This is a genomic window from Gallalistipes aquisgranensis, from assembly GCF_014982715.1.
In the GTDB taxonomy this organism is placed as follows: domain Bacteria; phylum Bacteroidota; class Bacteroidia; order Bacteroidales; family Rikenellaceae; genus Gallalistipes; species Gallalistipes aquisgranensis.
In genome coordinates this window covers 1,959,706-1,985,704 of record NZ_JADCJY010000001.1, presented here as the reverse complement: position 1 = coordinate 1,985,704, position 25,999 = coordinate 1,959,706, and the positions used below count along the sequence as shown (strand labels likewise).

At 52.3% G+C, this 25,999-nt stretch carries 25 protein-coding genes; 3 read left to right on the top strand and 22 right to left on the bottom strand.

The annotated features are described in order from the left end of the window. Positions 1-416: 416 nt before the first annotated feature. From INF32_RS08015 to INF32_RS07975, 9 genes are all read right to left on the bottom strand, one after another. On the bottom strand, positions 417-875 hold the full coding sequence (locus INF32_RS08015) for a hypothetical protein (RefSeq protein ID WP_195498312.1): 459 nt from the start codon (positions 873-875) through the stop codon (positions 417-419). A 1-nt stretch (position 876) separates the two neighbouring features. After that, the gene (locus INF32_RS08010; protein WP_195498311.1) at positions 877-1,740 is read right to left on the bottom strand and encodes an AbiJ-NTD4 domain-containing protein; all 864 of its coding nucleotides are present in this window, start codon (positions 1,738-1,740) and stop codon (positions 877-879) included. Positions 1,741-1,750: 10 nt separating this feature from the next. Beyond that, positions 1,751-4,867: a type I restriction endonuclease subunit R gene (locus INF32_RS08005; RefSeq protein ID WP_226387819.1), complete on the bottom strand. Its 3,117-nt coding sequence runs from the start codon at positions 4,865-4,867 to the stop codon at positions 1,751-1,753. Between the two features lie 20 nt (positions 4,868-4,887). Next, the gene (locus tag INF32_RS08000) at positions 4,888-5,565 is read right to left on the bottom strand and encodes a GIY-YIG nuclease family protein (protein WP_226387818.1); all 678 of its coding nucleotides are present in this window, start codon (positions 5,563-5,565) and stop codon (positions 4,888-4,890) included. After that, the gene (locus INF32_RS07995; RefSeq protein ID WP_226387817.1) at positions 5,555-6,826 is read right to left on the bottom strand and encodes a restriction endonuclease subunit S; all 1,272 of its coding nucleotides are present in this window, start codon (positions 6,824-6,826) and stop codon (positions 5,555-5,557) included. Before INF32_RS07995 ends, INF32_RS08000 begins: the two co-directional genes overlap by 11 nt. Further along, a complete protein-coding gene (locus INF32_RS07990; protein WP_226387816.1) occupies positions 6,823-7,881 on the bottom strand; it encodes a virulence RhuM family protein in 1,059 nt (352 codons plus the stop codon). Before INF32_RS07990 ends, INF32_RS07995 begins: the two co-directional genes overlap by 4 nt. 12 nt (positions 7,882-7,893) lie before the next feature. After that, complete coding sequence (locus INF32_RS07985) at positions 7,894-9,441, bottom strand: type I restriction-modification system subunit M (protein WP_226387815.1); 1,548 nt, start codon at positions 9,439-9,441, stop codon at positions 7,894-7,896. 3 nt (positions 9,442-9,444) lie between these two features. Continuing rightward, positions 9,445-9,639: a helix-turn-helix transcriptional regulator gene (locus INF32_RS07980; protein WP_178566296.1), complete on the bottom strand. Its 195-nt coding sequence runs from the start codon at positions 9,637-9,639 to the stop codon at positions 9,445-9,447. Positions 9,640-10,311: 672 nt separating this feature from the next. After that, on the bottom strand, positions 10,312-11,445 hold the full coding sequence (locus tag INF32_RS07975; protein WP_226387814.1) for a site-specific integrase: 1,134 nt from the start codon (positions 11,443-11,445) through the stop codon (positions 10,312-10,314). Between the two features lie 400 nt (positions 11,446-11,845). Here INF32_RS07975 and INF32_RS07970 point away from each other — a divergent pair, with 400 nt between their 5' ends. Then, positions 11,846-12,577, top strand: coding sequence for a glycosyltransferase family 25 protein (locus INF32_RS07970; protein ID WP_226387813.1), 732 nt, complete (start codon positions 11,846-11,848; stop codon positions 12,575-12,577). Between the two features lie 169 nt (positions 12,578-12,746). On the opposite strand, the gene rny is transcribed toward INF32_RS07970, so the two are convergent. From rny to rimO, 4 genes are all read right to left on the bottom strand, one after another. Further along, the gene (gene rny / locus INF32_RS07965; protein WP_226387812.1) at positions 12,747-14,288 is read right to left on the bottom strand and encodes a ribonuclease Y; all 1,542 of its coding nucleotides are present in this window, start codon (positions 14,286-14,288) and stop codon (positions 12,747-12,749) included. 311 nt (positions 14,289-14,599) lie between these two features. Then, positions 14,600-14,890: a cell division protein ZapA gene (locus tag INF32_RS07960; protein ID WP_226387811.1), complete on the bottom strand. Its 291-nt coding sequence runs from the start codon at positions 14,888-14,890 to the stop codon at positions 14,600-14,602. A 7-nt stretch (positions 14,891-14,897) separates the two neighbouring features. Beyond that, a complete protein-coding gene (locus INF32_RS07955) occupies positions 14,898-15,191 on the bottom strand; it encodes a hypothetical protein (RefSeq protein ID WP_226387810.1) in 294 nt (97 codons plus the stop codon). A gap of 52 nt (positions 15,192-15,243) precedes the next feature. Further along, positions 15,244-16,539 (bottom strand): 30S ribosomal protein S12 methylthiotransferase RimO, encoded by a 1,296-nt coding sequence (gene rimO, locus INF32_RS07950; RefSeq protein ID WP_226387809.1) that lies wholly within the window; start codon positions 16,537-16,539, stop codon positions 15,244-15,246. Between the two features lie 118 nt (positions 16,540-16,657). Here rimO and INF32_RS07945 point away from each other — a divergent pair, with 118 nt between their 5' ends. Continuing rightward, positions 16,658-17,176 carry a ferritin gene (locus tag INF32_RS07945; RefSeq protein WP_226387808.1) on the top strand — a complete coding sequence of 173 codons (519 nt, stop codon included), beginning with the start codon at positions 16,658-16,660 and terminating at the stop codon, positions 17,174-17,176. A gap of 207 nt (positions 17,177-17,383) precedes the next feature. Here the strand turns inward: INF32_RS07945 and INF32_RS07940 are convergent, their stop codons facing one another. The 9 genes from INF32_RS07940 to INF32_RS07900 form a co-directional block, all read right to left on the bottom strand. Beyond that, a complete protein-coding gene (locus tag INF32_RS07940) occupies positions 17,384-17,833 on the bottom strand; it encodes a hypothetical protein (RefSeq protein WP_226387807.1) in 450 nt (149 codons plus the stop codon). A 76-nt stretch (positions 17,834-17,909) separates the two neighbouring features. Further along, the gene (ftsY, locus tag INF32_RS07935) at positions 17,910-18,902 is read right to left on the bottom strand and encodes a signal recognition particle-docking protein FtsY (protein ID WP_226387806.1); all 993 of its coding nucleotides are present in this window, start codon (positions 18,900-18,902) and stop codon (positions 17,910-17,912) included. Between the two features lie 187 nt (positions 18,903-19,089). Continuing rightward, positions 19,090-19,245, bottom strand: a complete 156-nt coding sequence (locus tag INF32_RS07930; protein WP_226387805.1) for a DUF4295 domain-containing protein — start codon at positions 19,243-19,245, stop codon at positions 19,090-19,092. Positions 19,246-19,255: 10 nt separating this feature from the next. Beyond that, complete coding sequence (gene rpmG, locus INF32_RS07925; protein WP_226387804.1) at positions 19,256-19,438, bottom strand: 50S ribosomal protein L33; 183 nt, start codon at positions 19,436-19,438, stop codon at positions 19,256-19,258. 17 nt (positions 19,439-19,455) lie between these two features. Beyond that, on the bottom strand, positions 19,456-19,689 hold the full coding sequence (gene rpmB / locus INF32_RS07920; protein WP_226387803.1) for a 50S ribosomal protein L28: 234 nt from the start codon (positions 19,687-19,689) through the stop codon (positions 19,456-19,458). A gap of 232 nt (positions 19,690-19,921) precedes the next feature. Continuing rightward, positions 19,922-21,193 carry a competence/damage-inducible protein A gene (locus tag INF32_RS07915; protein ID WP_226387802.1) on the bottom strand — a complete coding sequence of 424 codons (1,272 nt, stop codon included), beginning with the start codon at positions 21,191-21,193 and terminating at the stop codon, positions 19,922-19,924. 12 nt (positions 21,194-21,205) lie between these two features. After that, on the bottom strand, positions 21,206-22,267 hold the full coding sequence (locus INF32_RS07910; protein ID WP_226387801.1) for a quinone-dependent dihydroorotate dehydrogenase: 1,062 nt from the start codon (positions 22,265-22,267) through the stop codon (positions 21,206-21,208). Positions 22,268-22,312: 45 nt separating this feature from the next. Beyond that, the gene (locus tag INF32_RS07905; protein ID WP_226387800.1) at positions 22,313-23,398 is read right to left on the bottom strand and encodes a 4-phosphoerythronate dehydrogenase; all 1,086 of its coding nucleotides are present in this window, start codon (positions 23,396-23,398) and stop codon (positions 22,313-22,315) included. A 264-nt stretch (positions 23,399-23,662) separates the two neighbouring features. Next, positions 23,663-24,634 carry an ROK family protein gene (locus INF32_RS07900; protein WP_226387799.1) on the bottom strand — a complete coding sequence of 324 codons (972 nt, stop codon included), beginning with the start codon at positions 24,632-24,634 and terminating at the stop codon, positions 23,663-23,665. A 310-nt stretch (positions 24,635-24,944) separates the two neighbouring features. On the opposite strand from INF32_RS07900, the gene INF32_RS07895 reads away from it, so the two are divergent. Beyond that, a complete protein-coding gene (locus INF32_RS07895) occupies positions 24,945-25,991 on the top strand; it encodes an agmatinase family protein (RefSeq protein ID WP_226388129.1) in 1,047 nt (348 codons plus the stop codon). Positions 25,992-25,999: the final 8 nt, after the last annotated feature.

The following is a 25,999-nucleotide window of genomic DNA, read 5'->3' as shown; positions in this document are numbered from 1 at the left end:
CAACAATGCAGCCAAAAGAAAATGGCTGTAACCAATAAGTTTTGGCGCAGCCATCTGTTTTCCCTTTGTTTGACTTTACTTTAATGAATATATATAAGATGGGCATAAAGTAAAGTTTGTATTTTTTCTTTTCGCTGCTATCAGTATTTTAAGCCCCCTGCATTTTATAGCATTATATGATTGGTTGAATATTTATTAAATATTGTAAACACATACTTAACCGCTGACTGGGTTGCATACTGGGATTAGAAGCGGCCAAAATAACCGATAAATAATTGGAATATATTGTCGGATTATTTGTTGCAATATTCAACATGGACTTTGAATATTCGACCCAGATTTGATATGTAGAATCTGTCACTTGATTGCTTTGTAACAATCTTAACCCTTGGTCGATAACTTGCTGTATTGGCTTATTATTCCACATGTCCTTTGCCCTCCTGTTCATTAATCATGTTTTCTAATTGTTCTGCGCCATTTGCACCTTGCATCCTAATTGCTTCATCCGCAGCCTTCTGCGATACCTCATTCTGCCATCGCAATTTAAAATTGGCGCCAAATATTTCGAACTTATCAAATAATGGCAAAATCCACAATAACAAACAAACAATAAATATTAGATTATCACCCTGAAAATCAGAGAAAAATTGAAAATTAAGACAGTCCGAAAAATTACAGCAGACATAAACGGTAGAAAGAATCAGAATCAAAGGATACCATAATCGAGGTATCCACATTAAAATTCTGTTTATCATAGTAGTCAAATTATTTTTTCGGTAGACATTGATATCACAAAATAAGAACAATACAAAACTTGCTGTACAGGCTCCTAAAAGGAAACATGCTATAAGTAGTTCCCATTTAAATATATCCATATCAATTGATTTTTTTACATAGATAATTTAAAAAAGCAGAGCACGAAACAAGCATAAATAACGCTTCCTCTGATGCTGGAGTGTATGCCCCTTCATTATCCATCAAAGCATGCCGGATACCGGTATCCGGTTGGTTTGTATATGCATATAATTTATCAAAAGCGACCTTCAACAATTGGGGAAAAACAATTCCATTGGCTTCCATTCGATTCAATGCCTTGCCTAATGTATTTTCTCCTGTCTTTTCTCTACAAAATGCTTCTACTGCAGATATTGACTCCTTAATTGAATTACGATAGTCTCCATCCGGACGTTGTGCAAATAATTCCAAAGCTCTGCTAAGGTGCATCTTGATATTATGAGAACTATTTGCTAAGGCTTCCTCTATCGCTGTAATCTCACTTTGTGACGTCATCTCAACAATCTCCTGTCCAACAACACGATAGGCGAAATTCAAGCGTTCAAACTCGAAATTGAGTTGACGAATAAATGCCTGACTAACAGGCGCTCTCCAATTATTATGTATTGCGTCGACTTCTGCAAGATATTTAATCGTACATTCGACTATATCTAATTTTCGATACCAGGAATTATTTTTATTTTCTATAAAATCAGTTGCAACAATATGATAATGACGTCCATCAGAAAAACTTCCCTCCCTGTTATTCAAAAAATAAGTCCACAAATACTTTTCCATCTCCAGATATGCCTCGTCCACATGCATGTACGATCCCGAATTCATAAAGAATTTGTGTAATTTATCATAACATGAACAAATTGCATTTTGTATTTCCGGAGTAATCCGTTCTCTAATGATTACATCGGAGGGTTTGGTGTAACCATATCTTTCTGAAAAAAGTCCCATATCTTTATTATTATTCTGTTTTTAATGACATTATATCCCAAAACCGATTGAAAAACGCAGTCAGTTTCTCAATGACGGTTTCGCGTTTCTTTGTTCGGTCACCCGTAGGGGTGAAACGGGATACAGGTGGCAGAACCTTTGTTATCGCTGTCCCTGTCGTCTGTACAAACCCGTCGCGGAAGGCGTTATCCATAAACTTGTAAGCCTCTTCACTGTTTAGGTTCTCATCAACGATAATCCGATCCAACTCGGCACGACGCTGCTCTTCAACATAAGCCAGCCAGTCCTCATCCACCTCTGATTCCGGCGTCAGAGATTCGATAAACCGTTCTATCAGCTCCTTTTTGTTGCGCAGGTCAACACTTGAGTCGATCGCCCTACGAATCGTTACAATAATCTCCTTATCCTGCAAGTGCTCTTCGTGGTACTTGCGAATCAACGACAGAATATAGTCGATATTGACCTCTATCTGCTTGATTAGTTCCATCTCGAAAACCAAATCCTCGTTGATTTGCTCCGCTTCATGCTTCTGAGGTCGGAACTCATTGTACAGGTCAATGTATGCACTGTGATAATCCTGCACATCGCGTTCGGTCAATATTTCACGTCCAGCAAAAGCATCAAATGTCGAGAGAATATTCCGCAGTTTCAGAATTGCCCCATATAATCGCACAAAACTCTTTTTGTTCTGTTCTCCGACAATCTGCTCTCCGGCTGGATACTTCATCTGCAGTTCGCTGACTAAATCCGCATAACCGCGAACTTCCTTATCATTCTGCGTATAACCGTTATAATATTCATCGAAGGTTTTGAGCAACACGATGCCCGCGGCCTCCTTATCTCCAAATAGCGCAATACTCTCGTTGGTAGCCTTTTCGAGATTGCGGAAACATACAATATTGCCAAAAGTCTTGATCGAGTTCAGAATACGGTTTGTACGCGAATAGGCCTGCAACAGCCCGTGCATCCGCAGATTCTTGTCGACCCACAACGTATTGAGTGTCGTTGCATCAAAACCCGTCAGGAACATATTGACGACAATCAGCAAATCCAGTTCCCGATTCTTCATCCGCAGGGATACGTCCTTGTAATAATTCTGGAATTTATCGCTCGACGTATCGTATGATGTAGCAAACATCGCATTGTAATCCTCAATAGCGCTTTCGAGAAAATCGCGGGAACTCTGATCCAAGCCACTCGTATCTTCGGGATTCTCATCCATGATAAAATCGTCCGAATCCTCATTGACGCCAAAACTGTATATCGTCGCCACTTTCAGCCGCCGGTCACTCGGCAGCTCCGCCATCTGACGTTTGAACTCGGCATAGTACATCTTGGCCGTATCAATGGAAGAGACAGCGAAAATTGAATTGAAGCCCGTCAGACGTGTTCGTTGTTTTACCTCTTCGACCTTATTGCGACGACCGGCTGAAGCCACCTCGCCGATGTTTGTCACAGCATGGAATTCATAAGATTTTGCCGTGCGTTTCGTCTTTTGATTGAAATGTTGGAGAATGTAGGCAACGATATTGGCAATACGCCGTTTGTCGGCCAATGCCTCTTCACGGGCAATGTCCCAGACCATCGAATTCTCAATCTCCTCTTTCTCCTTGACGGTACGGACGTACTCGATGCGGAACGGCAATACGTTCTTGTCATTGATGGCATTGACAATCGTGTAGGTATGCAACTGGTCTCCGAAAGCCTGTGCCGTTGTCCGCAAGTTGGGCTTTCCTCCGCCTACGGCATTTTTGGCGAATATCGGCGTACCCGTGAACCCGAACAGGAAATAACGTTTGAATTTTCGGATGATGGCCGTATGCATGTCGCCGAACTGCGAACGGTGGCACTCATCGAAAATGATGACGATTTTTTGCTGGAAGACCGGATGTTCCGCATGACGGCCGATAAAGACCGAAAGTTTCTGAATGGTCGTGATGATGATCTTCGCCGCCGGGTCTTCCAACTGACGTTTCAGAATCGCCGTACTCGTATTGCTGTTGGCTGCCCCTCGCTCAAACTTGTCATACTCGCGCATCGTCTGGTAGTCGAGGTCCTTGCGGTCGACCACAAACAGCACCTTGTCGATGTAAGGCAGTTTGCTCGCCAACTGTGCCGTTTTGAACGAAGTAAGGGTTTTGCCGCTGCCCGTCGTATGCCAAACATACCCGCCGCCTTCTACCGTACCGTAGCGTTTGTAACTGTTGGCCACGTTGATTTTATTCAAGATGCGTTCCGTCGCTACAACCTGATAGGGACGCATGACGAGCAGCATCCGGTCGGAGGTAAATACGCAGTACCGGGTCAGCAGATTGAGCAACGTATGCTTGGCAAAGAATGTGCGGCCGAAACCCATCAGGTCGGTAATCGGCCGGTTGTTGGCATCTGCCCACCACGAGGTGAACTCAAAGCTGTTGCTCGTTTGCCGACTTTTGGAGCGGATTCCGCCGGAGGCGGCCTCCTTGATATGGCTTTGGCGCGTGGTATTGCTGTAATACTTGGTATAGGTTCCGTTCGATATGACGAATATCTGGACATACTCGAACAATCCGCTGCCGGCCCAGAAACTCTCCCGCTGGTAGCGGTCGATCTGGTTGAAAGCCTCCTTGATGTCGACGCCGCGGCGTTTCAGTTCGATGTGCACCAACGGCAGGCCGTTCACCAATACGGTAACATCGTAACGGTTGGAGCGTATCCCGCCATCGACTTCGTATTGGTTGATGACCTGGAGCGAATTGTTGTGGATATTGACCTTGTCGAGCAGGTAGATATTCTTGACTGTTCCGTCGTCGCGCGTCAGCAACTGCACATGGTCTTCCTGAATGATGGCGGTCTTCTCTACAATTCCACTGTTCTTGTTGGCAAGACAACCCGTAAAGAAACGCGACCACTCGGCATCCGTAAACGTATAGTGATTGAGTTTCTCCAACTGACGGCGCAGGTTGGCAATCAACTCCGTTTCGGTATGAATCGGCAGGTAATCGTATGCCTGTTCGGTCAGCAGCTTGATAAATGCCCGTTCGAGATCGGCCTCCGACTGGTACTCTTTTTCCGTGCGGTATTCTGCCCGGTAGTCACTGACGACTGTACTTTCGGGATTTTCAGCAACAAGGTTGTACTTGTTCATAATAATTTTACTTATTAAACCTACTTGGACTTATGATGGCATTCTATTCTGTCTCTTAAATCAGCGAGTTTTTCTCCTTTATAGCTGAACCACAATGGCCCCTGCACTGGGTGATCAAATTGTTTGAGTTTGCGGGCCAAAGCAGAAAGTGAGGTAGTTTCTCCATTGTATTCAATATGACGATCATCCACAACTATTGCTTTTATTTGAGGATTTTCGATAAATGAAAGTTCACTCCCTACCGGAATATCAAAAGCGCTGAAACGGAATGGGCCACGCTTTGCGGTTTCCCGCACTTCATTTGCTATTTGTTCATCCAGAATTTCATGACCTTCAGGCGTTAGCCGCTGTAGCCGATCCAACGTTCCGCTAATTTTAGCAATCGATTCCAATAAGCTATAGGCATCCTCGACGGACATTGCATAAAACTCTTTCACTCTTTCTTTTCCATCAAAGTTCTCGATAGTGCGAAGATCTGGATTGAGTTTGTCGATAAGTTTATGCAGTTCCTTATCAGTTAGTTCACCATTCACGTGGTATACGGCATACACCCTGAATGCAAAAGGGATTGTTTCACTTCGATTCAGCTGCTTAAGTCGCTTTTCGATATTATGTGCATAACCTATCTTAACAAAATCAGGAAATGAAGGATTGGTTAAAATATAAATTACCCCCTTTATTTTCTCATTATTCATCATAGTTTATATGTTTTGGAAAAGTCAGTAGTCTGTCTCTATAATACTCATATTGCTGCCGGCGGGCGGCAATTTCGGCGGGCAGTCCTTCCGAAATATCGTTTACCAATGTCTCGAATTTATCGAGAATGGCAACGATACGTTGCTGTTCTTTCATTGGAGGAATGGGAATCTGTAGCTTTTTGAATTTAACCATATCGACCGATTCAAACCCGGATGTATTCGTATTGTTTTTACACCATTCATCGACAATGAACATATAATAAAAGAAAAACTTCATATCCAATTCATCGGCAAGCGATTTACGAATTGACAAATTCGTAAATCGCTGATTTGCCAGCGAATCAGCAATTATCAAAGCGTGTTCACCGATTGTCGCCGTCGTCGCTAAAATAATCGAGTTAGCAGGGAACAATCGACCGCCCTTTACAGCTTCGGGTGTGATATGTTGTATCGAATCTTCCAATATTCGTCCATTTGTACGTATATCTTCCATGCGAAACCAGGGAATCGTACCATTTGTCCAATATTCTGGCTTTGCCTTGGAAGGTGTATATCCATTTTTAATTTCAAATACTTCACTCATTGTCAGCCATTTCACCTCAATTTTCTGGGGGAGGGTAAATCCATTGAAATTCAACAACTTATTGCGATAGTATTCATACTGCTTCCGTCGTGCCTCCAGTTCCGCCTCCAGTTCCGCCTCCAGTTCCGTAAACTTATCAAGGATATTTACGATTTCATTCTGAATCGCAAGAGGAGGTACAGGGATCAATATTTTAGCAAATCTCTTTTTCGACACATTAAATCTGGTAACTCCACTTGCAGTCAAAGCAATCTGTCGGCGAAGTTCATAACTTCTAAATAAATGTTTCAAAAAATGAGGATTAAACAAAGACGGCTGATTTAATCTATATCCAAAACAAAAACTATTTAGATATAAATTTTCTTCGATATGTTCTGTAACTACGGAAGACATACCACACTCATCTGGCGTTTCAGAAGAGCCGGTAAAAAGAATATCACAATATCGAACTTTATTCTGTTTTTCATCATCTATGATTCGGACAAAATCAGTAATATTCATGTCCAGCGCAGGATTGGAGTACACATTCATGTAAGTAATGAATTTAGCATTACCATTTTTAAAATCGTCTTTCCCCTTTCCAGTTAGTCCTCCATAGAAGTATCCTATCTCTCCCAATGCTTTATATTCTACCCCATTGGGGCACAACTCCCGAATCATCTCCTCGATACGGTTCATTGCTCACCTCCTTTCTCCTTGTCGGCTGCACGCTCCTCCAGTTGCACGAAGCGGTCGAAATCGCTCGTATAGAGACGATCCTGAACAATGCGATATTTCTCCCATTCACTCTCGGCATGGGCTTTGGCCAGTTCCGCCGAGATGCGGCCGGCATTGGCAAGCACCTCCCGATCCATCAGCGACAAAAAGCCGTTCAACCGTTTCTCCCAGTCCTCCATCGTCATGGGGATATGGCGCATGGCCTGTATCTCCGCCAGATCGAGGTAGGCAGAAACAATGCGGCCAAGCGTTTGCAACTCCTCCTCCGTAAGGTAGTTTTTGGCAACCGTCACGTCGTATTTGTGAATTTTGCCCGTCGGCGCACCCTCCCATGTCGTCAGTCCCATGTGCTCCTTGTCGGCATCGGCACGCTGATAGATCAACTCCGCCGCCGTGTGCCCATGCACGCTGTAATGCATCTTGTTCTGCACCGCAGCGAAAAAGCGCTGGGTGGCCTTTGCCGTCGGATCGTAATCGATGGCCGTAGCGTAAATGTCCGTAATCTTCTGGTAAAAACGACGTTCCGACAGACGAATCTCTCGGATGCGCTCCAACTGCTTCTCGAAATAGTCTTTCGTAAGCACCGTACCGCCCCGTTTCAGCCGCTCGTCGTCCATCACCCATCCCTGTATGGTGTAGTCCTTGACAACCGCATTTGCCCACTTGCGGAACTGTACGGCACGCTCGTTATTGACCTTGAAGCCCACGGAGATAATCATCTGGAGACTATAATGTTTCACTTCGCGGCAGACCTCACGACTGCCTTCGGTTTGAACTATCCGGAAATTCCGGACAGTTGCCGGCTCGGACAATTCGTTGTCGTCGTAAATTTTCCGGATATGCTCGTTGATGGTGCGTACATCCACCCCATACAGCTCCGCCATCATTCGTTGGGTCAGCCAAATGTTTTCATCCTCATACCGGAGTTCCACGCGGGAGGGATTTTCACCCGTAGCCGCTACGAAGGTCAGGTATTCGGCGGCCGAACTGCGAATCGTTATCTCTTTATTGCTCATATTCATTCCGTTTTACAATGTGGACACAATCGCGTCGATAGCCGTGCGCAGCACGTTTTGACGTGCGACAATCTCTGCAATACGCAGGTTCAGCGCCTCTATATCCACCTCTTCGCGCGTATCGGGCTGTTCGACGTATGACGAAACCGAGATGTTGTAATCATTCCCGGAGATCTTCTCGTTTCCGACCAGACGGGCAAAATGCGCATCATCCTTGCGTGCGACGAATGCTTCGAGAATCCGTGCGATATTGGCGTCGGAAAGTTTGTTTTTGTTACCTTCGTGGATAAACTCGCCCGAGGCATCTATAAATAGCGTTGCATTGTCCTTTTTGCTCTTCTTCAGCACGATGATGCAGGTAGCAATGCCGACGCCAAAGAAAAGATTGGCCGGCAACTGAATGACGGTGTCGATGTAGTTGTTGTCGATCAGGTATTTGCGGATTTTCTGTTCAGCTCCGCCTCGGTAGAGTACACCGGGGAACTCGACGATGGCCGCCGTGCCGTTGGTAGCCAGCCACGAAAGCATGTGCATCGTAAAAGCAAGGTCGGCTTTGCTCTTGGGAGCCAGAATACCCGCAGGCGAGAACCGCGGGTCGTTAATCAGCAACGGATTTTCATCCCCGACCCATTTGATCGAGTAAGGAGGATTGGAGACGATGCACTCGAACGGTTCATCGTCCCAATGTTTCGGGGCAAGCAGCGTATCGCCCAGTGCAATATCGAACTTTTCGTAGTTGATATCGTGCAGGAACATGTTGATGCGGCAAAGATTGTAGGTGGTAATATTGATCTCCTGCCCATAGAATCCCTGACGCACATTCTCCTTGCCGAGCACTTTGGCGAATTTTAACAACAGCGAACCGCTGCCGCAGGCCGGATCGTACACTTTGTTCACCTGTTTTTTCCCGACGAGCGTAATACGGGCAAGAAGCTCGGAGACCTCCTGCGGCGTGAAGAACTCGCCGCCCGATTTTCCCGCATTGCTGGCATACATCGTCATCAGAAACTCGTAGGCGTCGCCGAAGGTGTCGATTTGGTTATCGGCCAGATTGCCGAGTTTCATATCGCCGATCTTATCGAGAATCTTCACCAACGTCTCATTGCGTTTCTGCACTGTCGCTCCGAGTTTGTTGCTGTTTACATCGATGTCAGCAAACAGGCCCTTCATGTCATCCTCGCTCGCTGCACCCTTGGCCGAATTTTCGATGGCATGGAAAATATTATTCAGCGTTTCGTTCAGATTGGGGTCTGCCGCGGCACGTTTGCGCACATTGCCGAAGAGCTGCGACGGAAGGATGTAGAAACCCCGCTCCTGCACGGTCACTTCACGTCCGAACTCGGCCTGCTCGTCCGAACATTCGGCATAATCAAAGTCCTCGTTCCCGGCCCGGTGCTCTTCCGCATTGATAAAAGCGGTAATATTCTCGGAGATGAAGCGGTAAAACAACATTCCCAAGACATAATTTTTGAAATCCCACCCATCGACACTTCCCCGCAAGTCGTTAGCTATCTGCCAGATTGTGCGGTGAAGTTCCGCACGCTCCTGTTCTCTTGCCATATATTATCTGTTTATCAATTCCTTAATATCCACTTCCAGCAACTCTGCAATACGAATCACCGTATCCAGTTGCGGTTGCGACGAGTTGGAACACCACTTCGATATGGTCGAAGGGTCTTTGCCCAACTGTTCCGCCAGCCATTTCCCTGTTTTATTCTTTTCCGCAAGAATAATTCTCAATCGGTTAATCTCTTTCATTCCTGTTACAAACTGGGATTGCAAACAAAGATATTGAAAATTATTCAATCAATGTAATTCGAAGAAAGTATTTTAACATTTGCAATGATCTTCTCTCACGATATTTGTGAATAGATTCAGTGGATTTATGACAAATGCCCGCACTCTTTTTTGAACCATACTTCTGCCAAAGCAGATTGTCTCCAGGCTTGCCCGTGTGCTACAAGATTTCTTTCGGGGTAGCCTAATACCCCTCCAGCCGCCGAGCGGCTGGAGGGCTGCCACACAATCTGCAAGCAGAGGCAGTCTCGTTGTCCAATGCAGGACTGATTATTAGTGGCAAACAGGTTGGTATAATTAGACACAGAATTGCCATCGGAGTTTCTCCGGCGACACGCACATCTGTTAAGCAATAAAAGGGGAAAAGAAAGAAGAAACTGAACCCATTATATCCGAGTCAGGCAACATTTTCCCACAGCTTATTCAGAGATATTTTTCATTGGCCGGAGGGCAACCACTTGTTCCCTTTTATACAAGGCGGCAAAAGCCCGTATTTGGCTCAAATTTTCACCGCCGATTTTCTTTCAGTTGTTTGCACGAAAACGGTTTACTTTAGTTTTTCTCCCCTATATATAGATATTAAAGTAAACTAAAATATATATGCCCGCGCCGGTGTAAAGAACCGCTCGTGATTCAGTCGAACAATCCGTTTACCAGATTGACCGCATCGTCCTTTTTCTGATTGATGATTTTGGCGTACACCTGTGTCATCTTCACGTCGGCATGACCAAGCAGTTTCGAGGTTGTATATAGGTCGGCGCCAAGCGTCAGCATCATCGTCGCAAACGTGTGCCGGGCCGTGTGGAATGAAAAACGCTTGTCTATGCCTGCCGCTCTTGCCCAAGGTTTGAGCAGCAGGTTTATCGTCGTTGGGCTCGGCAAGTCGAAGACGTGATCTTCCGAGGTCTTGTCTCCTCGTTCCGGCATCCACTTTATCGCTTCTGGCGAAAGCGGCAGATAAATCGGCTCTTTGGTTTTCTGCATGGAGACTGCCAAACGATACTGTCCCCTATCGACGAATACATCTTTCCACTTCAGGCTGATAATATCGCTTATTCGCAATCCACAGAAGCAGGAGAACAAATAAGCCTGTTTTACGGCCTCATTCTTCATCGGAGTAGCAATCAATGCCCGAACCTCCTCGATGGTCATATACGAGCGTTTGCTCTCCGGCAAGCGTATCTTATCCGAGTTGTTGATCTTTGTAAATGGGTTGGACTTGATAATGTCCGCACGAACGGCGGCATTCAAAGCTCCGTTCAGAATACGGTAATAAGTGTGAAGCGTAAAGTTAGACACCCGTTTTCCTTTGGGACGATACTCCGTCAGCAGATAGTCGATATACTCTTGGCAGAATGCCTTGTCGACCTGATCCATTGTCATGCTTTCACCCGCAAAATCTTTCAGTATGCGGATAGTTACCATGATTTGGTTCCCGTCCTTTTTACCACGCTTCGCCTGATTCTCTTTGTAGGCCTCCATCCAGTCTAAAAGAGGAACCTTTTCCCTGTGTTCGATTCCGGCCTCGCCATTGGTAAGTTGGATGATACGCTTCGATTTGATGGCATTGGCGGCAGCCATTGTCGCTTGATTCTGTCTACGGGCATTATGGTCGATTTCAGGGATAATATAGAGCTTCAAATACTCATACGATCGTTTACCGTTGCGGTAAATGTCCAGATACAGGCTCTTGTTTCCGTTAGCCAGTTCCTTCATCCGAAGTCGAATCGGCTCCTTGACTTTCGAAGGTTTCTTTATACGCGGCATGGTTCCTCCTTTATTCCTGTTATTCTGCCGTAAAGTTAGAAAGAATCCCGCGAATCAAGAAACAAACAAGAAACAAAAATGTACCGAAAAAGAACCAATCAACTGAAAAGAATGAAAACAACAGAAAACATCAAACTCCATATAATACACTGTAAATTAGTGTATTTATTTGCACTTGTTTGGCTCTTGTTTCATTCCACACCTTTACTTCATAAATCTGGTAAATTTCAAAAACACAAGGATAACAATCTCACTTATCACTTGATGTGTGTATGTCATTTTGATATATACAGTTAAGTGTGGGGTATTGTTTATTTGTGTTTGGGCTTACCAGAGCCTCCGTTCAGATAGACTACGACTCCACACTTTCTTTTTCTGATTAATCGCCATCGGGGGTCGGATGGTCGAGGTTGTCGAAATGGTAAAAACGTTTGTTCTCCATGTAAAAAGAGGCTATGAAGATAGACTGACCCGCGTCCATCGTATGCTTGTCGGGTTGAACATCGAATATGAACTGATGTTGGACGGCGATGTGGAGGATATTGATGGTCGGATATTGGATCATTATTTTTCAAAAGATTTATATGCCCCTATTCCTGCGACCTCCTGTGCCTTGAAACATCTGTTGATTTATCGGAAAATCGTTGAGGAAAATATCGATATGGCCTTGGTGTTGGAAGATGATATCTCCTTTACCAAGCGATTCGGGGAGGTAATGGCCGGAGTGCTTCGGGAGAGGGCGACAGATAAAGAGCCGTTTTATGTCGGATTAGAGGCTTCCTGTCTGCGGCTCATACCCAGAAGTAGGAGAAAACCGGGCGTTGTTACTTATACGGCGGATTATGTCCAATGTACGGGAGCCTATGTGATCAATCAGGCAGCGGCTCGGACGATTCTGAACTTCGTTTCAGTGCATAAGTGCGACACTTCTTTCGATATATTTTTGAACCGATTACAAAATGACGGGTTGTTCCGTTTATATTGGACCTTCCCGCCTGTTGCGGAACAGGGAAGTCTGAACGGAACGATGGAGTCTTCTGTTAGCGGAGTGGTTGGCGGAGCGACCTTGACGAAGCGTATAAAACGTCGGCTTACATTATGTTATAAATGGGTATTGTATTATTTTAGATAAAGGTCTAATTGTATTTGGAGGGGTTAGAATACCTGCCGAATTTTTTCCTACGGTACGGCGCTCGACACAAAACAGGGTGTCTGCTCAACTTGCAGACACCCTGTTTTGTGTCGAGATCACCCGGGAAGTAGGGTATCCCATGGTTGTGGGTGAAATAGCCGTGCCGAAGCTATTTCGCGTAGCTTACCGAACGGGTCTCCCGGATGACGGTGATCTTTACCTGTCCGGGATAGGTCATTTCGTCCTGGATCTTCTTGGCGATGTCGTGCGAGAGCTGGTCGGCATCCTGATCGGATATCTTTTCGCTGCCGACGATCACGCGCAGTTCGCGGCCGGCCTGGATGGCATAGGTCTTCATCACGCCGGGATAGGACATGGCGATGTCTTCCATCTCCTTGAGCCGTTTGATATAGGATTCGACCACTTCGCGCCGCGCACCGGGACGGGCGCCGGAAATGGCGTCGCATACCTGGACGATCGGGGCGATCAGCGAGGTCATTTCCATTTCGTCGTGGTGGGCGCCGATGGCGTTGCAGACCTCCGCTTTTTCCTTGTATTTCTCGGCGAGCTTCATGCCGATGATAGCGTGCGGGAGTTCCGGTTCATCGTCGGGCACCTTGCCGATGTCGTGCAACAGTCCGGCCCGGCGAGCCGTCTTGGGATTCAGGCCCAGTTCTGCGGCCATGATGCCGCAGAGGTTGGCCGTCTCGCGGGAGTGCTGCAACAGGTTCTGCCCGTAGGACGAACGGTATTTCATCTTTCCGATCAGACGGATCAGCTCGGGATGCAGTCCGTGGATGCCCAGGTCGATCGTGGTGCGTTTACCCACTTCCACGATCTCCTCCTCGATCTGTTTCTGCACTTTGGCGACCACCTCTTCGATGCGGGCCGGGTGGATGCGTCCGTCGGTGACCAACTGGTGCAGGGCGAGACGGGCGATTTCGCGGCGGACGGGGTCGAAGCCCGAGAGGATGATCGCCTCCGGCGTGTCGTCCACGATGATCTCGATTCCCGTGGCCGCCTCCAGTGCCCGGATGTTGCGTCCCTCGCGCCCGATGATGCGTCCCTTCACTTCGTCGCTTTCGATATTGAACACCGTGACGGAGTTCTCGATGGCGGTTTCGGTGGCAACCCGCTGGATGGTCTGCACCACGATGCGCTTGGCCTCCTTGTTGGCGCTCATCTTGGCCTCTTCGATCGTCTCGTTGATGTAGGTGGCGGCATCGGCCTTGGCCTCCGCCTTCATGTTCTCGATCAGAATGTTCTTGGCCTCCTCGCTGCTCATGCCCCCGATCTGTTCCAGGCGGGAGTTCTGTTCGCGGATCAGCTTGTCGAGCTCTTCCTTGCGGCGGTCGAGTGCCTGGATGTGCGACTCCATCTGCTCGCGCACCTGGGCGGCCTCCTTGTTCTTGCGTTCGAGCTCGGACTGCTGCTGCTGGAGGTTGCTCTCCATCTGCTTGATCCCCTGCTCACGCTGGTTGAGCTTCGTATTTCGTTCGTTCACAGCCCGGTCGTGTTCGGCTTTGAGCTGGATGAACTTCTCCTTGGCCTGAAGGATTTTTTCCTTCTTGATCATCTCTGCGTCGGCTTCGGCTTCCTTCAGGATCGTCCGTCTGCGTTGATCGGTCGTCTTGCGTATGATGAGATAGGATGCCACTCCGGTGATCGCACAGGTGATAACGGCCACTATGACTATTGTTATCGTACCCATTTGAGTGTTATTAATAAATTAAAGAACTGAAGTGATTAATATTTGGATTAATAGTGTTATCGGGGTTATATGAAAAAAGCCCGCATAAAGTTTCCTTTTCTTGTTTGACGAATCTCCCGATCGTCATTTGTGGGGCCTCCGGCATCCGGTCGCAAACGTCCAACGGCACCATTGTGAAGAGGGTGCACCCCGAAGGGTTAAGGCCTGCTTTTGACCGACCGAGTCGAACCCCAATTTTTAAAGTGTTGAGTTTCGCAAAGCTAAAAGGAATCTATGCGGGCATATTCCTGTTCGTATGTAAAGAACGTCTGTTACAGTTCGTTGTTTATATATTGATCCAACTCCTTGTCCAACTCCACCAGTCTGTCGATATCCTCTCCCAGACTGCGGCTGAGCTCCATCTCCACGTTGTTCACCGCCAGACCCAGCGCCGCCATGGCCAGATAGTCCTCGGGTTCGGCCCGGAAACTCGTTTTATACATGGAAACCAGTGCGTTGACCTCTTTTTCCGCCCGGCGGTACACTGCCTCTTTCTCGCGGTCGATCTTCAGCGGATAGCTTTTGCCTGCGATCGTCAGTTTTATGTTCAACTTCTGTTCCATACTTCGCTCACTCCCGGTTCAGCAGGGCAATGCAACGGTCCACCTCCCGCATCAGACGGTTGACCCTCGCCTTGGCCAGCTTCGCGTCGTCGCTGCCGCCTGCCATGCCTTTGCTCAACTCCAGCACGGAAATGCGCCGTTCGAGTTCGGCGATCCGTGCGGTGAGTTCCCGGTTTCCGGCCTTGAGCTTGTCCCTCTGCCGGACGAGATTCCGGGACTCTTCGCGCAGCCGCCGGTTCTCGGCGATGATGCGTTCGATCTTCTCCCGGATCGTCTCGATAATAACAGGTGACTCAGCCATTATGCACGCGGTTCACGTTAACACTTCAAAAATAATCAAAATCCGCGAAATTTCAAAATAATTCCGCATAGAGATCGTAATCCTCCGCACCTGTGACGCGAACCTCGTAGAACCTGCCCGTCTCGAGTTCCCGGTCGGCCGGAATCAGTATCTCCTCGTCCACTTCCGGCGAGTCGTACTGGCTGCGGGCCACCCACCATTCGCCTTCCCTGCGGTCGACGATCACACGGAGGCGCTGTCCCACCCTTTTAACGTTCTCCTCCCTCGAAATGTTGTTCTGAATCTCCATGATCCGTTCCGCCCGCATCCGTTTCACCTCTTCGGGCACGTTGTCGGAGAGCTGTGTGGCGGAGTAGGTCCCCTCCTCCTCGGAGTAGGGGAAAACGCCCAGCCGTTCGAACCGCGTGCGGCGCACGAACTCCTCCAGTTCGGCGAAATCGGCCTCGCTCTCTCCGGGGTATCCCACCAGCAGGGTCGTGCGCAGGGCGATGCCGGGAACCGCTTCACGCAGGTGCCGGACGAGCGCGAGGGTCTCCTCCCGGGTGATTCCGCGCCGCATGGCGCGGAGCTGGCTGTCGGATATGTGTTGCAGGGGGATGTCGAGGTACTTGCAGATTTTCGGCTCTTCGGCCATTGCCTCGATGACCTCTTCGGGGAAATGGGCTGGATAGGCGTAGTGGAGCCGAATCCATTCGATGTCGTCGATGCGGCAGAGGGCGCGGAGCAGTTCGCCCAGCCGTCGGCGGCCGTAGAGGTCGAGCCCGTAATAGGTGGTGTCCTGGGCGATGACCATCAGTTCGCGAACGCCCCCCTCGGCCAGCTTGCGGGCCTCGTCGAGCAGTCGTTCCATCGGAACGGAGACGTGGCGCCCCCGGATCAGGGGAATGGCGCAGTATCCGCAGCCCCAGTTGCACCCTTCGGCTATTTTCAGGTAGGCATAATGGGACGGAGTGGAGATGATCCGTCCGCCGGGCATCTCGTCGCGCCACTGGGCGCCCAGTCCCCGGACGATTTCGGCCAGGTCGCGGGCGCCGAAGTATTCGTCCACTTCGGGAATCTCGGTCCGCAGTTCGTCGCGGTAGCGTTCGCTCAGGCATCCGATCACGTAGAGCCTGTCGATGAGCCCTTCGCTCCTGGCCTGTGCGAACCGCAGGATCGTTTCGATCGACTCCTCTTTTGCGTCGCCGATGAAGCCGCAGGTGTTGACGACCACCGTGCGGGCATCCGTGGAGTCGGAGTCGAAGACCGGTTCGTAGCCGGCGGCGGCCATCCGGGTCATGATCTGTTCGGAGTCGACCAGGTTTTTCGAACAGCCGAGCGTGACGATATTGATCTTTTTCTTTTTCATGCCGAACGTGAAAATTCTCTTTCCGGGCAAAAGTATGAAAAATAAAGATGATAAACGACCGAAATATTTCATACCTTTGTGTTGCAGAAAAAATGTCGAATTTTAAATGTCTGTTGTTATGTTGAATCCTAATGTGGAAAAGGCGCTGAATGCGCAGATCAATGCCGAGCTCTGGTCGGCCTATCTCTATCTTTCGATGTCGATGGACGCTTCGGCCAAAGGTTACAAGGGCGTGGCCAACTGGTACTATATCCAGTTCCAGGAGGAGCAGGACCATGCCCGTATTTTCATGAACTACGTGCTTTCGCGCGGCGGACGCGTGGAGCTGGCTCCGATCGCTGCCGTCGATACCGAGTGGGCTTCGCCGCTGGCCTCTTTCGAGGACACGCTGGCTCACGAGCGCAAGGTGACGGCCATGATCGAGAATCTCTGCCGTGTGGCCGAGGCCGAGAAGGACCTGGCTACGTCGAACATGCTCGTATGGTTCATCGACGAGCAGGTGGAAGAGGAGGAGAATGCCCAGGACATCATCGACCAGCTGAAGATGGTCGGCGACAGCAAGATGGGTCTCTACATGATCGACAAGGACCTGGCCGCCCGGGTTTACACGACCCCCTCGCCGCTGGCCGGCAAATAGGACCGTACGGTCGCGGGACGGAGACCGCATGTCGGCTTCCGTATACGGAAATTACCCCGTCGCAGATGTCTGCGGCGGGGTAATTTCATTGAAGATCGGTCCCTGCCGGCGTTTTTCGCACGACGGCGGGCTGTTCCGTTTCCCGGTTCTTCCTGCGGCCGGACAGAGTGCGGGCGTGCAGACGGGAACAGCCGGCGGCGCCCCGGCTTACTCCTGCCGGTAGAGTGTCGTTCCGCGCCGTTCGATGATCCAGCGGTCTGCGGTCCGGCGGACGTTGAACGTGTCGTCGTCCTCGACGTTCCAGGCGTGTCCTCCTGCAGGCAGGTTCCTGCGGTCGAGCACTTCGGTCGTTTCCCTGTCGGGCAGGAAAAGTTCGGCCTGCGCGGAGTCGGCGCTGAAGACGAGGTAGGCGCAGAGCGTGGCTTCCGGATCGGTGGCCGAAAGCATGCGCACGCCGGCCTCGAACGGCCGGATACACTCCTGGCGCACTTCCGACCATGTGTATCCGGCCGAACCGATGCAGCCGTGCCTGTCCCGGTCGCTGCCGACCGTGAATGTGGTGTCTGCGGTTTCTGCCGCGGTCTGCGATGTCCTGTTGCCGGAACCGCAGCCGGTAAGGAGGCCGACGAAAAGGAGGGCCGGGATGATCCGTTTCATGCTTCTATGTCGAATTGGTGTAATGTCGTCGGGAGTCTTTTCTCTTCCGGGTCGGCAGGGTCTGCCGGAATAACGTCTAACCGAACAGCGCATCGACGAACGAACGGCGGTCGAACAGCTGCAACTGGTCGATCCCCTCGCCTACGCCGATATAGCGTACCGGAATCCGGAACTGGTCGCTGATTCCGATCACGACGCCCCCCTTGGCCGTTCCGTCGAGTTTCGTGATGGCCAGCGAGGTGACCTGCGTGGCCTGCGTAAACTGCCGGGCCTGCTCGAAGGCGTTCTGCCCTGTGCTTCCGTCCAATACCAGTAGCACTTCGTGGGGTGCGTCGGGAATCACTTTGGCCATGACGTTGCGTATCTTGGTCAGTTCGTTCATCAGTCCGATTTTGTTGTGGAGCCGTCCGGCCGTGTCGATCAGCACCACGTCGGCGTGGTTGGCTACGGCCGATTTGAGCGTGTCGAACGCCACCGAGGCCGGATCGGAACCCATCTCCTGCCGGATCATGGTCGCTCCGGCGCGGTCGGCCCACACCTGGAGCTGGTCGATGGCGGCGGCCCGGAACGTGTCGGCCGCCCCGATCCACACCTTCTTCCCGGCCTTCTTCAGCTGGGCGGCCAGCTTGCCGATGGTGGTGGTCTTGCCGGCTCCGTTCACCCCGACGACCATCACGACAAAAGGCGTGCCTTCGCGCACCTCCAGTCCGAAATCTTCCGCTTCGCCGTCCCGTTCCTGCAACAGGGCGGTGATCTCCTCGCGCAGGATGGATTGCAACTCGGAAGAGTTCATGTACTTGTCACGTGCCACGCGCTCCTCGATCCGGCGGATGATCTTCACGGTAGTCTCCACACCCACGTCGGAGGTGATGAGCACCTCCTCCAGCTGGTCGAGCACCTCGTCGTCCACCTTCGATTTGCCCGCCACGGCGCGGGCCAGTTTGCCGAACAGGCCCTCCTTGGTCTTTTCCAGCCCTGCGGTGAGGTCGTTGTTCCGGGCGGAGGCGGCTTCCGGCGCCGACTGCCGCTCTTCTTCCTTCTTCTTTTTGAAAATATCGAACAGTCCCATGTCTCTCGCTTGATTCGGTTCTCGCAAAAGTAATAAATAATTTTGCTTTTTCACACATTCGCCTTTCCGGGCGGAGCCTCTTCCTCCGCTGTCCGGAAGGGCGGGCCGTTCCCGTCGCGGAAAGGTGCGGAAACACAAAGGGCGCTCCCGTTTTCCGGAGCGCCCTTTGTATTAAGAGTGGTTACCCTTATTTCTTCTCAAAGAACTCTTTGATCTGGTCGTTGGGTACGACTTCCGTCTTGAAGGCGTAAGCGCCGGTCTTGTCGGATTTAACCATCTTAATGCACTTGGTAAAGTTCTTGCCCGAACCCGTTTTCAGCGTTGCTACTACTTTCTTTGCCATGGTTCACTTACTATTTAATTTCCCGGTGTAGGGTTACTTTCTTGAGGATGGGATTGTACTTCCGGCGCTCCATGCGGTCGGGAGTGTTCTTCTTGTTTTTGGTGGTGATGTACCGCGACATGCCGGGCAGACCACTCTCGCGTTGTTCGGTGCACTCAAGAATCACCTGAACGCGGTTTCCTTTTTTTGCCATTGTTTACCTCCTGTGGTTTAATAAAGTTTCCGGGCGGCGGCAGCGTCTTTCAGAGCGGCGCTCAGCCCTTTTTTGTTGATGGTTTTGATTCCGGCAGCCGATACCTTGAGGGTGATCCATCTGCCTTCCTCCTCCAGCCAGAAGCGTTTGGTCTTCAAATTGGGATTGAAGCGACGCTTGGTACGGGTGTTCGAGTGGGCCACGTTATTGCCCACGACAGCCGTTTTTCCAGTGATTTCGCAAATTCTCATTGTGTCTGTTCTTAGTTATTTATTCCCTAAGGGAGTGCAAATATACATCTTTTTTGGCAAACGGCAAGTCCGCGTCCCATATTATATGGTTTTCGGATTCCGTTTTCCGGAAAATAGGCAGGTTCGGCGATTTGTTCCTGTTATTGTGCCTGGAGCGGACACGCTCCGGCTGCAGGAGGCGGCGGAGGTGTGCTATCCCCGTTCGCAGAGTTGCCGGAGCCCCTTTCCGGGATTACAGCAGACCTTGTTGTACCGGTGTGTTTTCGTCGCCCGTGAGCGTGAGCCGCAGCAGGTTGATTGCGTTGGCCGCGGCCCGTTCGATGTTCTGTTGGCGCAGATGCCCGAAGACCATCTTCCGGGCCGAAACGCCTTGCGGCGTGGCGATGCCGATCCAGACCGTGCCGACCGGTTTCTCCTCGCTGCCCCCCGTGGGACCTGCGATCCCCGTGGTGGAGACGGCGTAGTCGGCCCCCGTGATCCGGCGTACGCCGGCGGCCATCTGTTCGGCCACCTGCCGGCTGACGGCTCCGTAGCGCTCCAGGTCGGCCGGGTCTACGCCCAGCACCCGTTCCTTGACGGAGTTGCTGTACGCCACCACGCTTCCCGCGAAATAGGACGATGCACCGGGCATGGCCGTGAACGCGCCGCTCAGTGCTCCGCCCGTGCACGATTCGGCGACGGCGAGCGTCACGCCCCGGCGGACGAGCAGCCCGGCCGTGGCCGAGGCTACGGTGGCATCGCCGTAACCGATCACATAGGCCGGAATCAGTTTCTCGAGCCGGGCGAACTGGCGGTCGATCTCCTCGCGGGCCATGTCGCGGTCCACGTCGTAGGCCGAGAGCCTCAGTCTGATCTGCGAGGGGTTGGGCAGATAGGCCAGTTTCAGGAACGTGGGGAGCGAATCTTCCCACGGGGCGATTTTCAACGCCAGGGCCGATTCGGCCAGTCCGAACGTGATGGCCGTCTTGTGGACGACCGATTTCAGCGCGAAGTGTTTCCGGATGCGGGGCAGCACTTCGTCGTCGATCAGGGGCATCATCTCGAACGGTACGCCCGGCAGGGAGACCAGTATCCTGCCCTCCCGTTCGAACCACATGCCGGGAGCCGTGCCGTTGCGGTTCATCAGCACGGTGCAACACTCGGGGACCATCGCCTGGGCCCGGTTCAGTTCGTTGAACCCGATGCCCCGTTTGGCCATCAGGGCACGGATGAATTCGTAGGTGGGTTCGTGCCGCACCAGCCGGCTGCCGAAGTAGTCGGCCAGCGTCTTTTTCGTGATGTCGTCCTTGGTGGGGCCGAGACCGCCCGTCACGATCACCAGGTCGTTGTTCCGGAGCGCTTCGTCGATCGTGGCGGTGATCTGCCCACGGTCGTCCGCGATCGAAATCTTGCTGCCGACCGTGATGCCCGCCTCGTTGAGCCGCCCGGAGATCCAGGCCGAATTGGTGTCGACGATCTGTCCGATCAGGATTTCGTCGCCGATGGTGATGATTTCCGCTTTCATATCCTGCCGTGTTTACTTTACATTACGGTTTCCCTGCGTTCCGGAAGAGGCTTTCAGGTGTTTGCATATTTTTTTCACGAAACCGGGGCCGTTGTAGATGAATCCCGTGTAGACCTCCACGAGGCTCGCTCCCGCCTCCAGCATGCGTCGGGCGTCCTCGGGCGTCATGATGCCGCCCACGCCGATGATCGGGTAGCGGCCTTCGGTCCTGGTGTGGATGTAGCGCACCATCTCCAGCGCCCGTTCGGTGAGCGGTGCTCCGCTCAGTCCTCCGTTGCCGATTGCGGCCACGGTTTTGAGATCGGTCGAGAGCCCCTCGCGCGAGGTGGTGGTATTGGTCGCCACGATGCCGTCGAGGCCCGTTTCGACCAGCACGCCGATCGCATCGTCGAGCTGCGGGGTGGTCAGGTCGGGCGAAATCTTGAGCAGGATCGGCCGGTACTGGTTCTGGCCCCGCCGGAACTCCAGCAGTCCGTCGAGTATCTCCCGCAGGTGTTCCTTGTCCTGCAGCGAACCCAGTTTGGCGATGTTCGGGCAGCTGACGTTTACTACGAAGTAGTCCACGTACTGATAGAGGCTGCGGAAGAGCTTCAGATAGTCGGCGGCGGCCTCCTCATTGGGGGTCAGCGTATTTTTTCCCAGGTTGCCGCCGATGATGAGGCCGGGCCTTCGGTTGCGCAGGTTGCGCACCATGTTCTCCATGCCGTGGTTGTTGAAACCCATGCGGTTGATGAGCGCCCGGTCTTCCGGCAGACGGAAGAGGCGGGGCCGCGGATTGCCCGGCTGGGGCTTGGGGGTGACGGTGCCCACCTCCACGAATCCGAAACCCAGCGCTGAGATTTCGCGGTAGACTTCGCCGTTCTTGTCGAATCCGGCAGCCAGCCCCACGGGGTTGGGAAACCTCATGCCGAACACTTCCCGCTCCAGCGACGGGTGGCGGCAGGCGAAGCAGGCCCGCAGCAGGGCCCGGCTGCCGGGAAGGTAGTGGCACAGTCTCAGCATCGCCACGATGATGCGGTGGATGCGTTCCGGGGAGATCAGAAAAAGAATCGGTCGTAGAATGTGTCGGTACATATCGGAATCTTGAGTGTTGACTGCCGCAAAGATAGGAGTTATTCCCTAAAAATATTCTTCGCGGTAGCGATAGTGGTCGCGCATCGCCTCGAACTCCTGCGGGGCGCTTTTCAGGGCCCGGCTCTGGGCCCCGATGTCGAAACGGTCCCCGATCGTGCCGAGTAGCTCCTCCCAGCCGATGGGACGGGCGGCGCAGGGCGTGACTTCGGCCGAAGGATACCAGTCGGAGAGCGGAAATCCGTAGCGGCGGGCGAGGGCGCGGACGATCATCGAGGCGGCGTTGGCCTTCCCCTGCCGCGAGTAACCGGCGATGTGGGGCGTGGCCAGCAGGGCCCGGCGGAGCAGGGCGCGGTCGATGGCCGGTTCGTGTTCCCAGGTGTCGATCGCGCAGCGGAGCCGTTCCTCGGCCGGGAGTCCCTCGTCCCGGATCAGGGCCTCCCGCAGGGCTTCCCCGTCCACGACCTCGCCCCGCGAGGAGTTGAGGAGCAGGGCCCCGCTCTTCATCCGGGCGAGAAATCCGCTGTCGGCCATGTGGAACGTGGTGTCCGCTCCCGTGCGGGTCAGCGGGACGTGGAACGTGACGATGTCGGCTTCCTCCGCGATCCGTTCCGCCGGGACGAAACCGGCCGGGGAGAGCGGATCGCCCGGGGCGTATCCGGTGTCTCCGGAGGATGCTTCCCGCTGCCGGGGCGGATCGCAGCACAATACGCGGAACCCCCATCTGCGGGCGTATCCGGCCACGAGCGATCCGACATGGCCGACTCCCACGACGCCCAGCGTCTTCTCCTCCGGGGACCAGCCCTCCCGCCGGGCGGCGAAGGCCAGGACGGCGGCGACCCACTGGAGTACGCCGCGGGCATTGCATCCGGCGGCCGTTTCCACGGCGATGCCGTGCGCGTCGCAGTAGGTCCGGTCGATGTGGTCGAACCCGATGGTGGCCGTGCCGATGAAGCGCACCCGCGAACCCTCCAGCAGCGTCCGGTCGCACCGTGTCCGTGTCCGGACGATCAGCGCGTCGGCATCGGCTGCATCCCGGGCGGAGATGGCCGCTCCCGGCAGGTAGACCACATCCGCATAAGGTTCCAGAATCCCCCTCAGGAAGGGTATGTCCCGATCCGCTACGATTTTCATACGCTCAAAGATAGCGATTAAAAACAGATTCCGTACCACAAAAAAACTTCCGCCGCGGAAAACCCGCGGCGGAAGCACCCAACTTAATGTATTGATTATGAAAAAAACTAAAAAATCTTTAACCTATGTTGTCGCAACTATATTAAAGATTCGCCTATAAAACGTTTCCGGAAGGCGTTGTATTGTGATATTTCTTATAGTTTTTTCTGGAATTATAGTTTTTATTTATAATTGTCTGAAACTGTCCTGGTTGTTGCCGGAGGTTTAATTGTGCAGAGAATTGAAAGCGACCGAAAGCGCCGCATAGTCGCCTACGTTCTCTCCCAGTTCGGCGGCTTTGATCGAACAGACATTTGCGGCTAACGGCAGCGCCTCTTCCCGGATGACTTCTTCGATAAACGGTTTGAGCATCGTTTCATTCCGGCTGTATATGCTTCCCAGTACGATGATTTCGGGATTTAACAAGTCGATCAGAATGGAGAGCCCTTTTCCCATGAAACGGGCAGAAGTCCTGTAAATTTTCAGTGCCAGTTCGTGGCCTTCCGCCGCTGCTTCCGCTACCTTTTTCGCTGTCAGACGAGGAATGTCGTCCGACGGACACCATGGGACTTTTTGCCCCATCTGATATCTTTCCGATACGTAGTCGCGGGCCAATTGCGCGATGCCTCCTCCGCTGCAAAAACCTTCGAACGATCCAGACTTTCCGTATCCGACCGGGCCGAATTCAGCCAGTCTGATGTGTCCCGCCTCACCCGCATTGTCGTTGGTCCCGGTGTATAGTTTCCCGTCTATGATAAGTCCTGCCCCCAATCCGGTACCGTAGGTGAGGAAAATCATGTTGCGGCAGTTATGACCTGCGCCGAATTTCCATTCGGCCAGGGCACAGGCGTTGGCGTCGTTCTGAATCGCACAGGGGATACCGAGGCGTTCCTCCACTAACCGGGTAATGGGAATGTTGTCCCAGCCGGGCAGGTTGGGGGGAGACATTACCACTCCGTTTTTACTGTCCAGAGGTCCTCCGCAACTGATTCCGATTGCCCGGACGTTCGTTTTATCCAGGTCGTGTCTTTGCATCAGCGCTTCGGTCTCTCGCATCAGGTTTTCGATGGTTTCGTTGACATGGGTCGTGGCAAAGATCGTTTTGTCCACTAATTTCATATCCTGACCGTTGAACTGGCCGTATATGACAGCGCATTTCGTGCCTCCTATATCCAGGCCGATAAGATTTCCTTTCATGTGTTTCAGGTCGGTTTATCGCGGTGATCGCTATTGGGGTTTGGTATGGATTGTAAATCGGTGTGTTTGGACGTCGTTGGCGCTACGGAATAAGACAATATTACGAAAAAAAACGGTATTGTGAATCTTTATTGTCGTAAATTTTTTCCGATCCGTATTGTGGCGTGGGGCCTTCCAGGTATTCGGTGAAGTTAAATGAACGGTTTCAGAGTGGGCGGTTCCGGAACGCCGTATCGGATACGGGCTGCGTCGGAATCGTATTTTTATTACTTTTGCGGGCGAAGAGGTATATTTTATGCAGAGCTCTTTTATGGAGATGAAAGATTTTGATCCCGACGGAACGGGACTCGACAATGGAAACTACTTCGGTCTGCCCTGCACGGCGGAGGAGTCGCGGCTGGTGCTGCTCTCCGTGCCGTGGGACGTGACGGCATCCTACGGGGGCGGGGCGGCTTTCGGGCCCGATGCGATCATCGGCGCCTCCTCGCAGCTCGATCTCTACGACGGCTTCCATCCCGGCGGATGGAGGGAGGGGATCGGGACCGTGGGGATCGACTACTCGATCCAGGAGCGGAGCATTTTCCTGCGCGGCGACGCCCAGAAGGTGATGTCGCATCTGGAATCGGGCGGTTCGACGGGCGATGAATATGTGAAACGGAAGATCGCCCGGATCAACGAGGGGTCGCGCTGGCTGAACGACCGGGTCTACGGAGAAGCCTCCTCGTGGCTCGACCGGGGCCGCCTGGTCGGGCTCGTGGGAGGAGACCACAGTACGCCGCTGGGCTTCGTGCGGGCGCTGGCCGAACGGGAGGGGGCGCTGGGCGTTCTGCACGTGGATGCGCACCGCGACCTGCGGGCCGGGTACGAAGGGTTCGACTATTCCCATGCCTCGATCATGTACAACGTGCTGAAAGAGGTGCCCGGAGTGGAGCGGCTGGTGCAGGTGGCCGTGCGGGACTTCTGCGACGGGGAAGAGGCGCTGGCCGGGAGCGATTCCCGCGTGGTGTCGTTCGACGACTACCTGCTGGCCCGGAACCGTTTCGGCGGGATGACCTGGCGGGAACAGTGCGCCCGGATCGCGGAGAGCCTGCCGGCGAAGGTCTATGTCAGTTTCGACATAGACGGCCTTTCGCCCGAACTCTGTCCGCACACGGGGACGCCCGTGGCCGGGGGGCTGTCGTTCCACGAGGCGGTCTTCCTGCTGGATGCCGTGGTCGCTTCCGGACGCCGGATCGTCGGGTTCGATCTGTGCGAGGTGGCTCCCGCCGCCGACCACGAGAACGAATGGGATGCCAACGTGGGGGCCCGCGTCCTGTACAAACTCTGTAACTTTACGCTGAAGAGCAATCCGAAATAACGTGTGAT

Excerpts from the sequence above, each read along its gene's own strand:
- rpmG (WP_226387804.1), bottom strand. The coding sequence starts at position 19,438 with ATGGCAAAAAAAGGAAACCGCGTTCAGGTGATTCTTGAGTGCACCGAA.
- rpmB (WP_226387803.1), bottom strand. The coding sequence starts at position 19,689 with ATGAGAATTTGCGAAATCACTGGAAAAACGGCTGTCGTGGGCAATAAC.
- INF32_RS07985 (WP_226387815.1), bottom strand. The coding sequence starts at position 9,441 with ATGGCAAGAGAACAGGAGCGTGCGGAACTTCACCGCACAATCTGGCAG.
- INF32_RS08010 (WP_195498311.1), bottom strand. The coding sequence starts at position 1,740 with ATGGGACTTTTTTCAGAAAGATATGGTTACACCAAACCCTCCGATGTA.
- INF32_RS07995 (WP_226387817.1), bottom strand. The coding sequence starts at position 6,826 with ATGAACCGTATCGAGGAGATGATTCGGGAGTTGTGCCCCAATGGGGTA.
- INF32_RS07915 (WP_226387802.1), bottom strand. The coding sequence starts at position 21,193 with ATGAAAGCGGAAATCATCACCATCGGCGACGAAATCCTGATCGGACAG.
- INF32_RS08005 (WP_226387819.1), bottom strand. The coding sequence starts at position 4,867 with ATGAACAAGTACAACCTTGTTGCTGAAAATCCCGAAAGTACAGTCGTC.
- ftsY (WP_226387806.1), bottom strand. The coding sequence starts at position 18,902 with ATGGGACTGTTCGATATTTTCAAAAAGAAGAAGGAAGAAGAGCGGCAG.
- rimO (WP_226387809.1), bottom strand. The coding sequence starts at position 16,539 with ATGAAAAAGAAAAAGATCAATATCGTCACGCTCGGCTGTTCGAAAAAC.
- INF32_RS08015 (WP_195498312.1), bottom strand. The coding sequence starts at position 875 with ATGGATATATTTAAATGGGAACTACTTATAGCATGTTTCCTTTTAGGA.
- INF32_RS07900 (WP_226387799.1), bottom strand. The coding sequence starts at position 24,634 with ATGAAAGGAAATCTTATCGGCCTGGATATAGGAGGCACGAAATGCGCT.
- INF32_RS07930 (WP_226387805.1), bottom strand. The coding sequence starts at position 19,245 with ATGGCAAAGAAAGTAGTAGCAACGCTGAAAACGGGTTCGGGCAAGAAC.
- INF32_RS07990 (WP_226387816.1), bottom strand. The coding sequence starts at position 7,881 with ATGAGCAATAAAGAGATAACGATTCGCAGTTCGGCCGCCGAATACCTG.
- rny (WP_226387812.1), bottom strand. The coding sequence starts at position 14,288 with ATGGGTACGATAACAATAGTCATAGTGGCCGTTATCACCTGTGCGATC.
- INF32_RS07905 (WP_226387800.1), bottom strand. The coding sequence starts at position 23,398 with ATGAAAATCGTAGCGGATCGGGACATACCCTTCCTGAGGGGGATTCTG.
- INF32_RS08000 (WP_226387818.1), bottom strand. The coding sequence starts at position 5,565 with ATGATGAATAATGAGAAAATAAAGGGGGTAATTTATATTTTAACCAAT.
- INF32_RS07980 (WP_178566296.1), bottom strand. The coding sequence starts at position 9,639 with ATGAAAGAGATTAACCGATTGAGAATTATTCTTGCGGAAAAGAATAAA.
- INF32_RS07910 (WP_226387801.1), bottom strand. The coding sequence starts at position 22,267 with ATGTACCGACACATTCTACGACCGATTCTTTTTCTGATCTCCCCGGAA.
- INF32_RS07940 (WP_226387807.1), bottom strand. The coding sequence starts at position 17,833 with ATGAAACGGATCATCCCGGCCCTCCTTTTCGTCGGCCTCCTTACCGGC.
- INF32_RS07975 (WP_226387814.1), bottom strand. The coding sequence starts at position 11,445 with ATGCCGCGTATAAAGAAACCTTCGAAAGTCAAGGAGCCGATTCGACTT.
- INF32_RS07960 (WP_226387811.1), bottom strand. The coding sequence starts at position 14,890 with ATGGAACAGAAGTTGAACATAAAACTGACGATCGCAGGCAAAAGCTAT.
- INF32_RS07955 (WP_226387810.1), bottom strand. The coding sequence starts at position 15,191 with ATGGCTGAGTCACCTGTTATTATCGAGACGATCCGGGAGAAGATCGAA.
- INF32_RS07895 (WP_226388129.1), top strand. The coding sequence starts at position 24,945 with ATGGAGATGAAAGATTTTGATCCCGACGGAACGGGACTCGACAATGGA.
- INF32_RS07970 (WP_226387813.1), top strand. The coding sequence starts at position 11,846 with ATGGTCGAGGTTGTCGAAATGGTAAAAACGTTTGTTCTCCATGTAAAA.
- INF32_RS07945 (WP_226387808.1), top strand. The coding sequence starts at position 16,658 with ATGTTGAATCCTAATGTGGAAAAGGCGCTGAATGCGCAGATCAATGCC.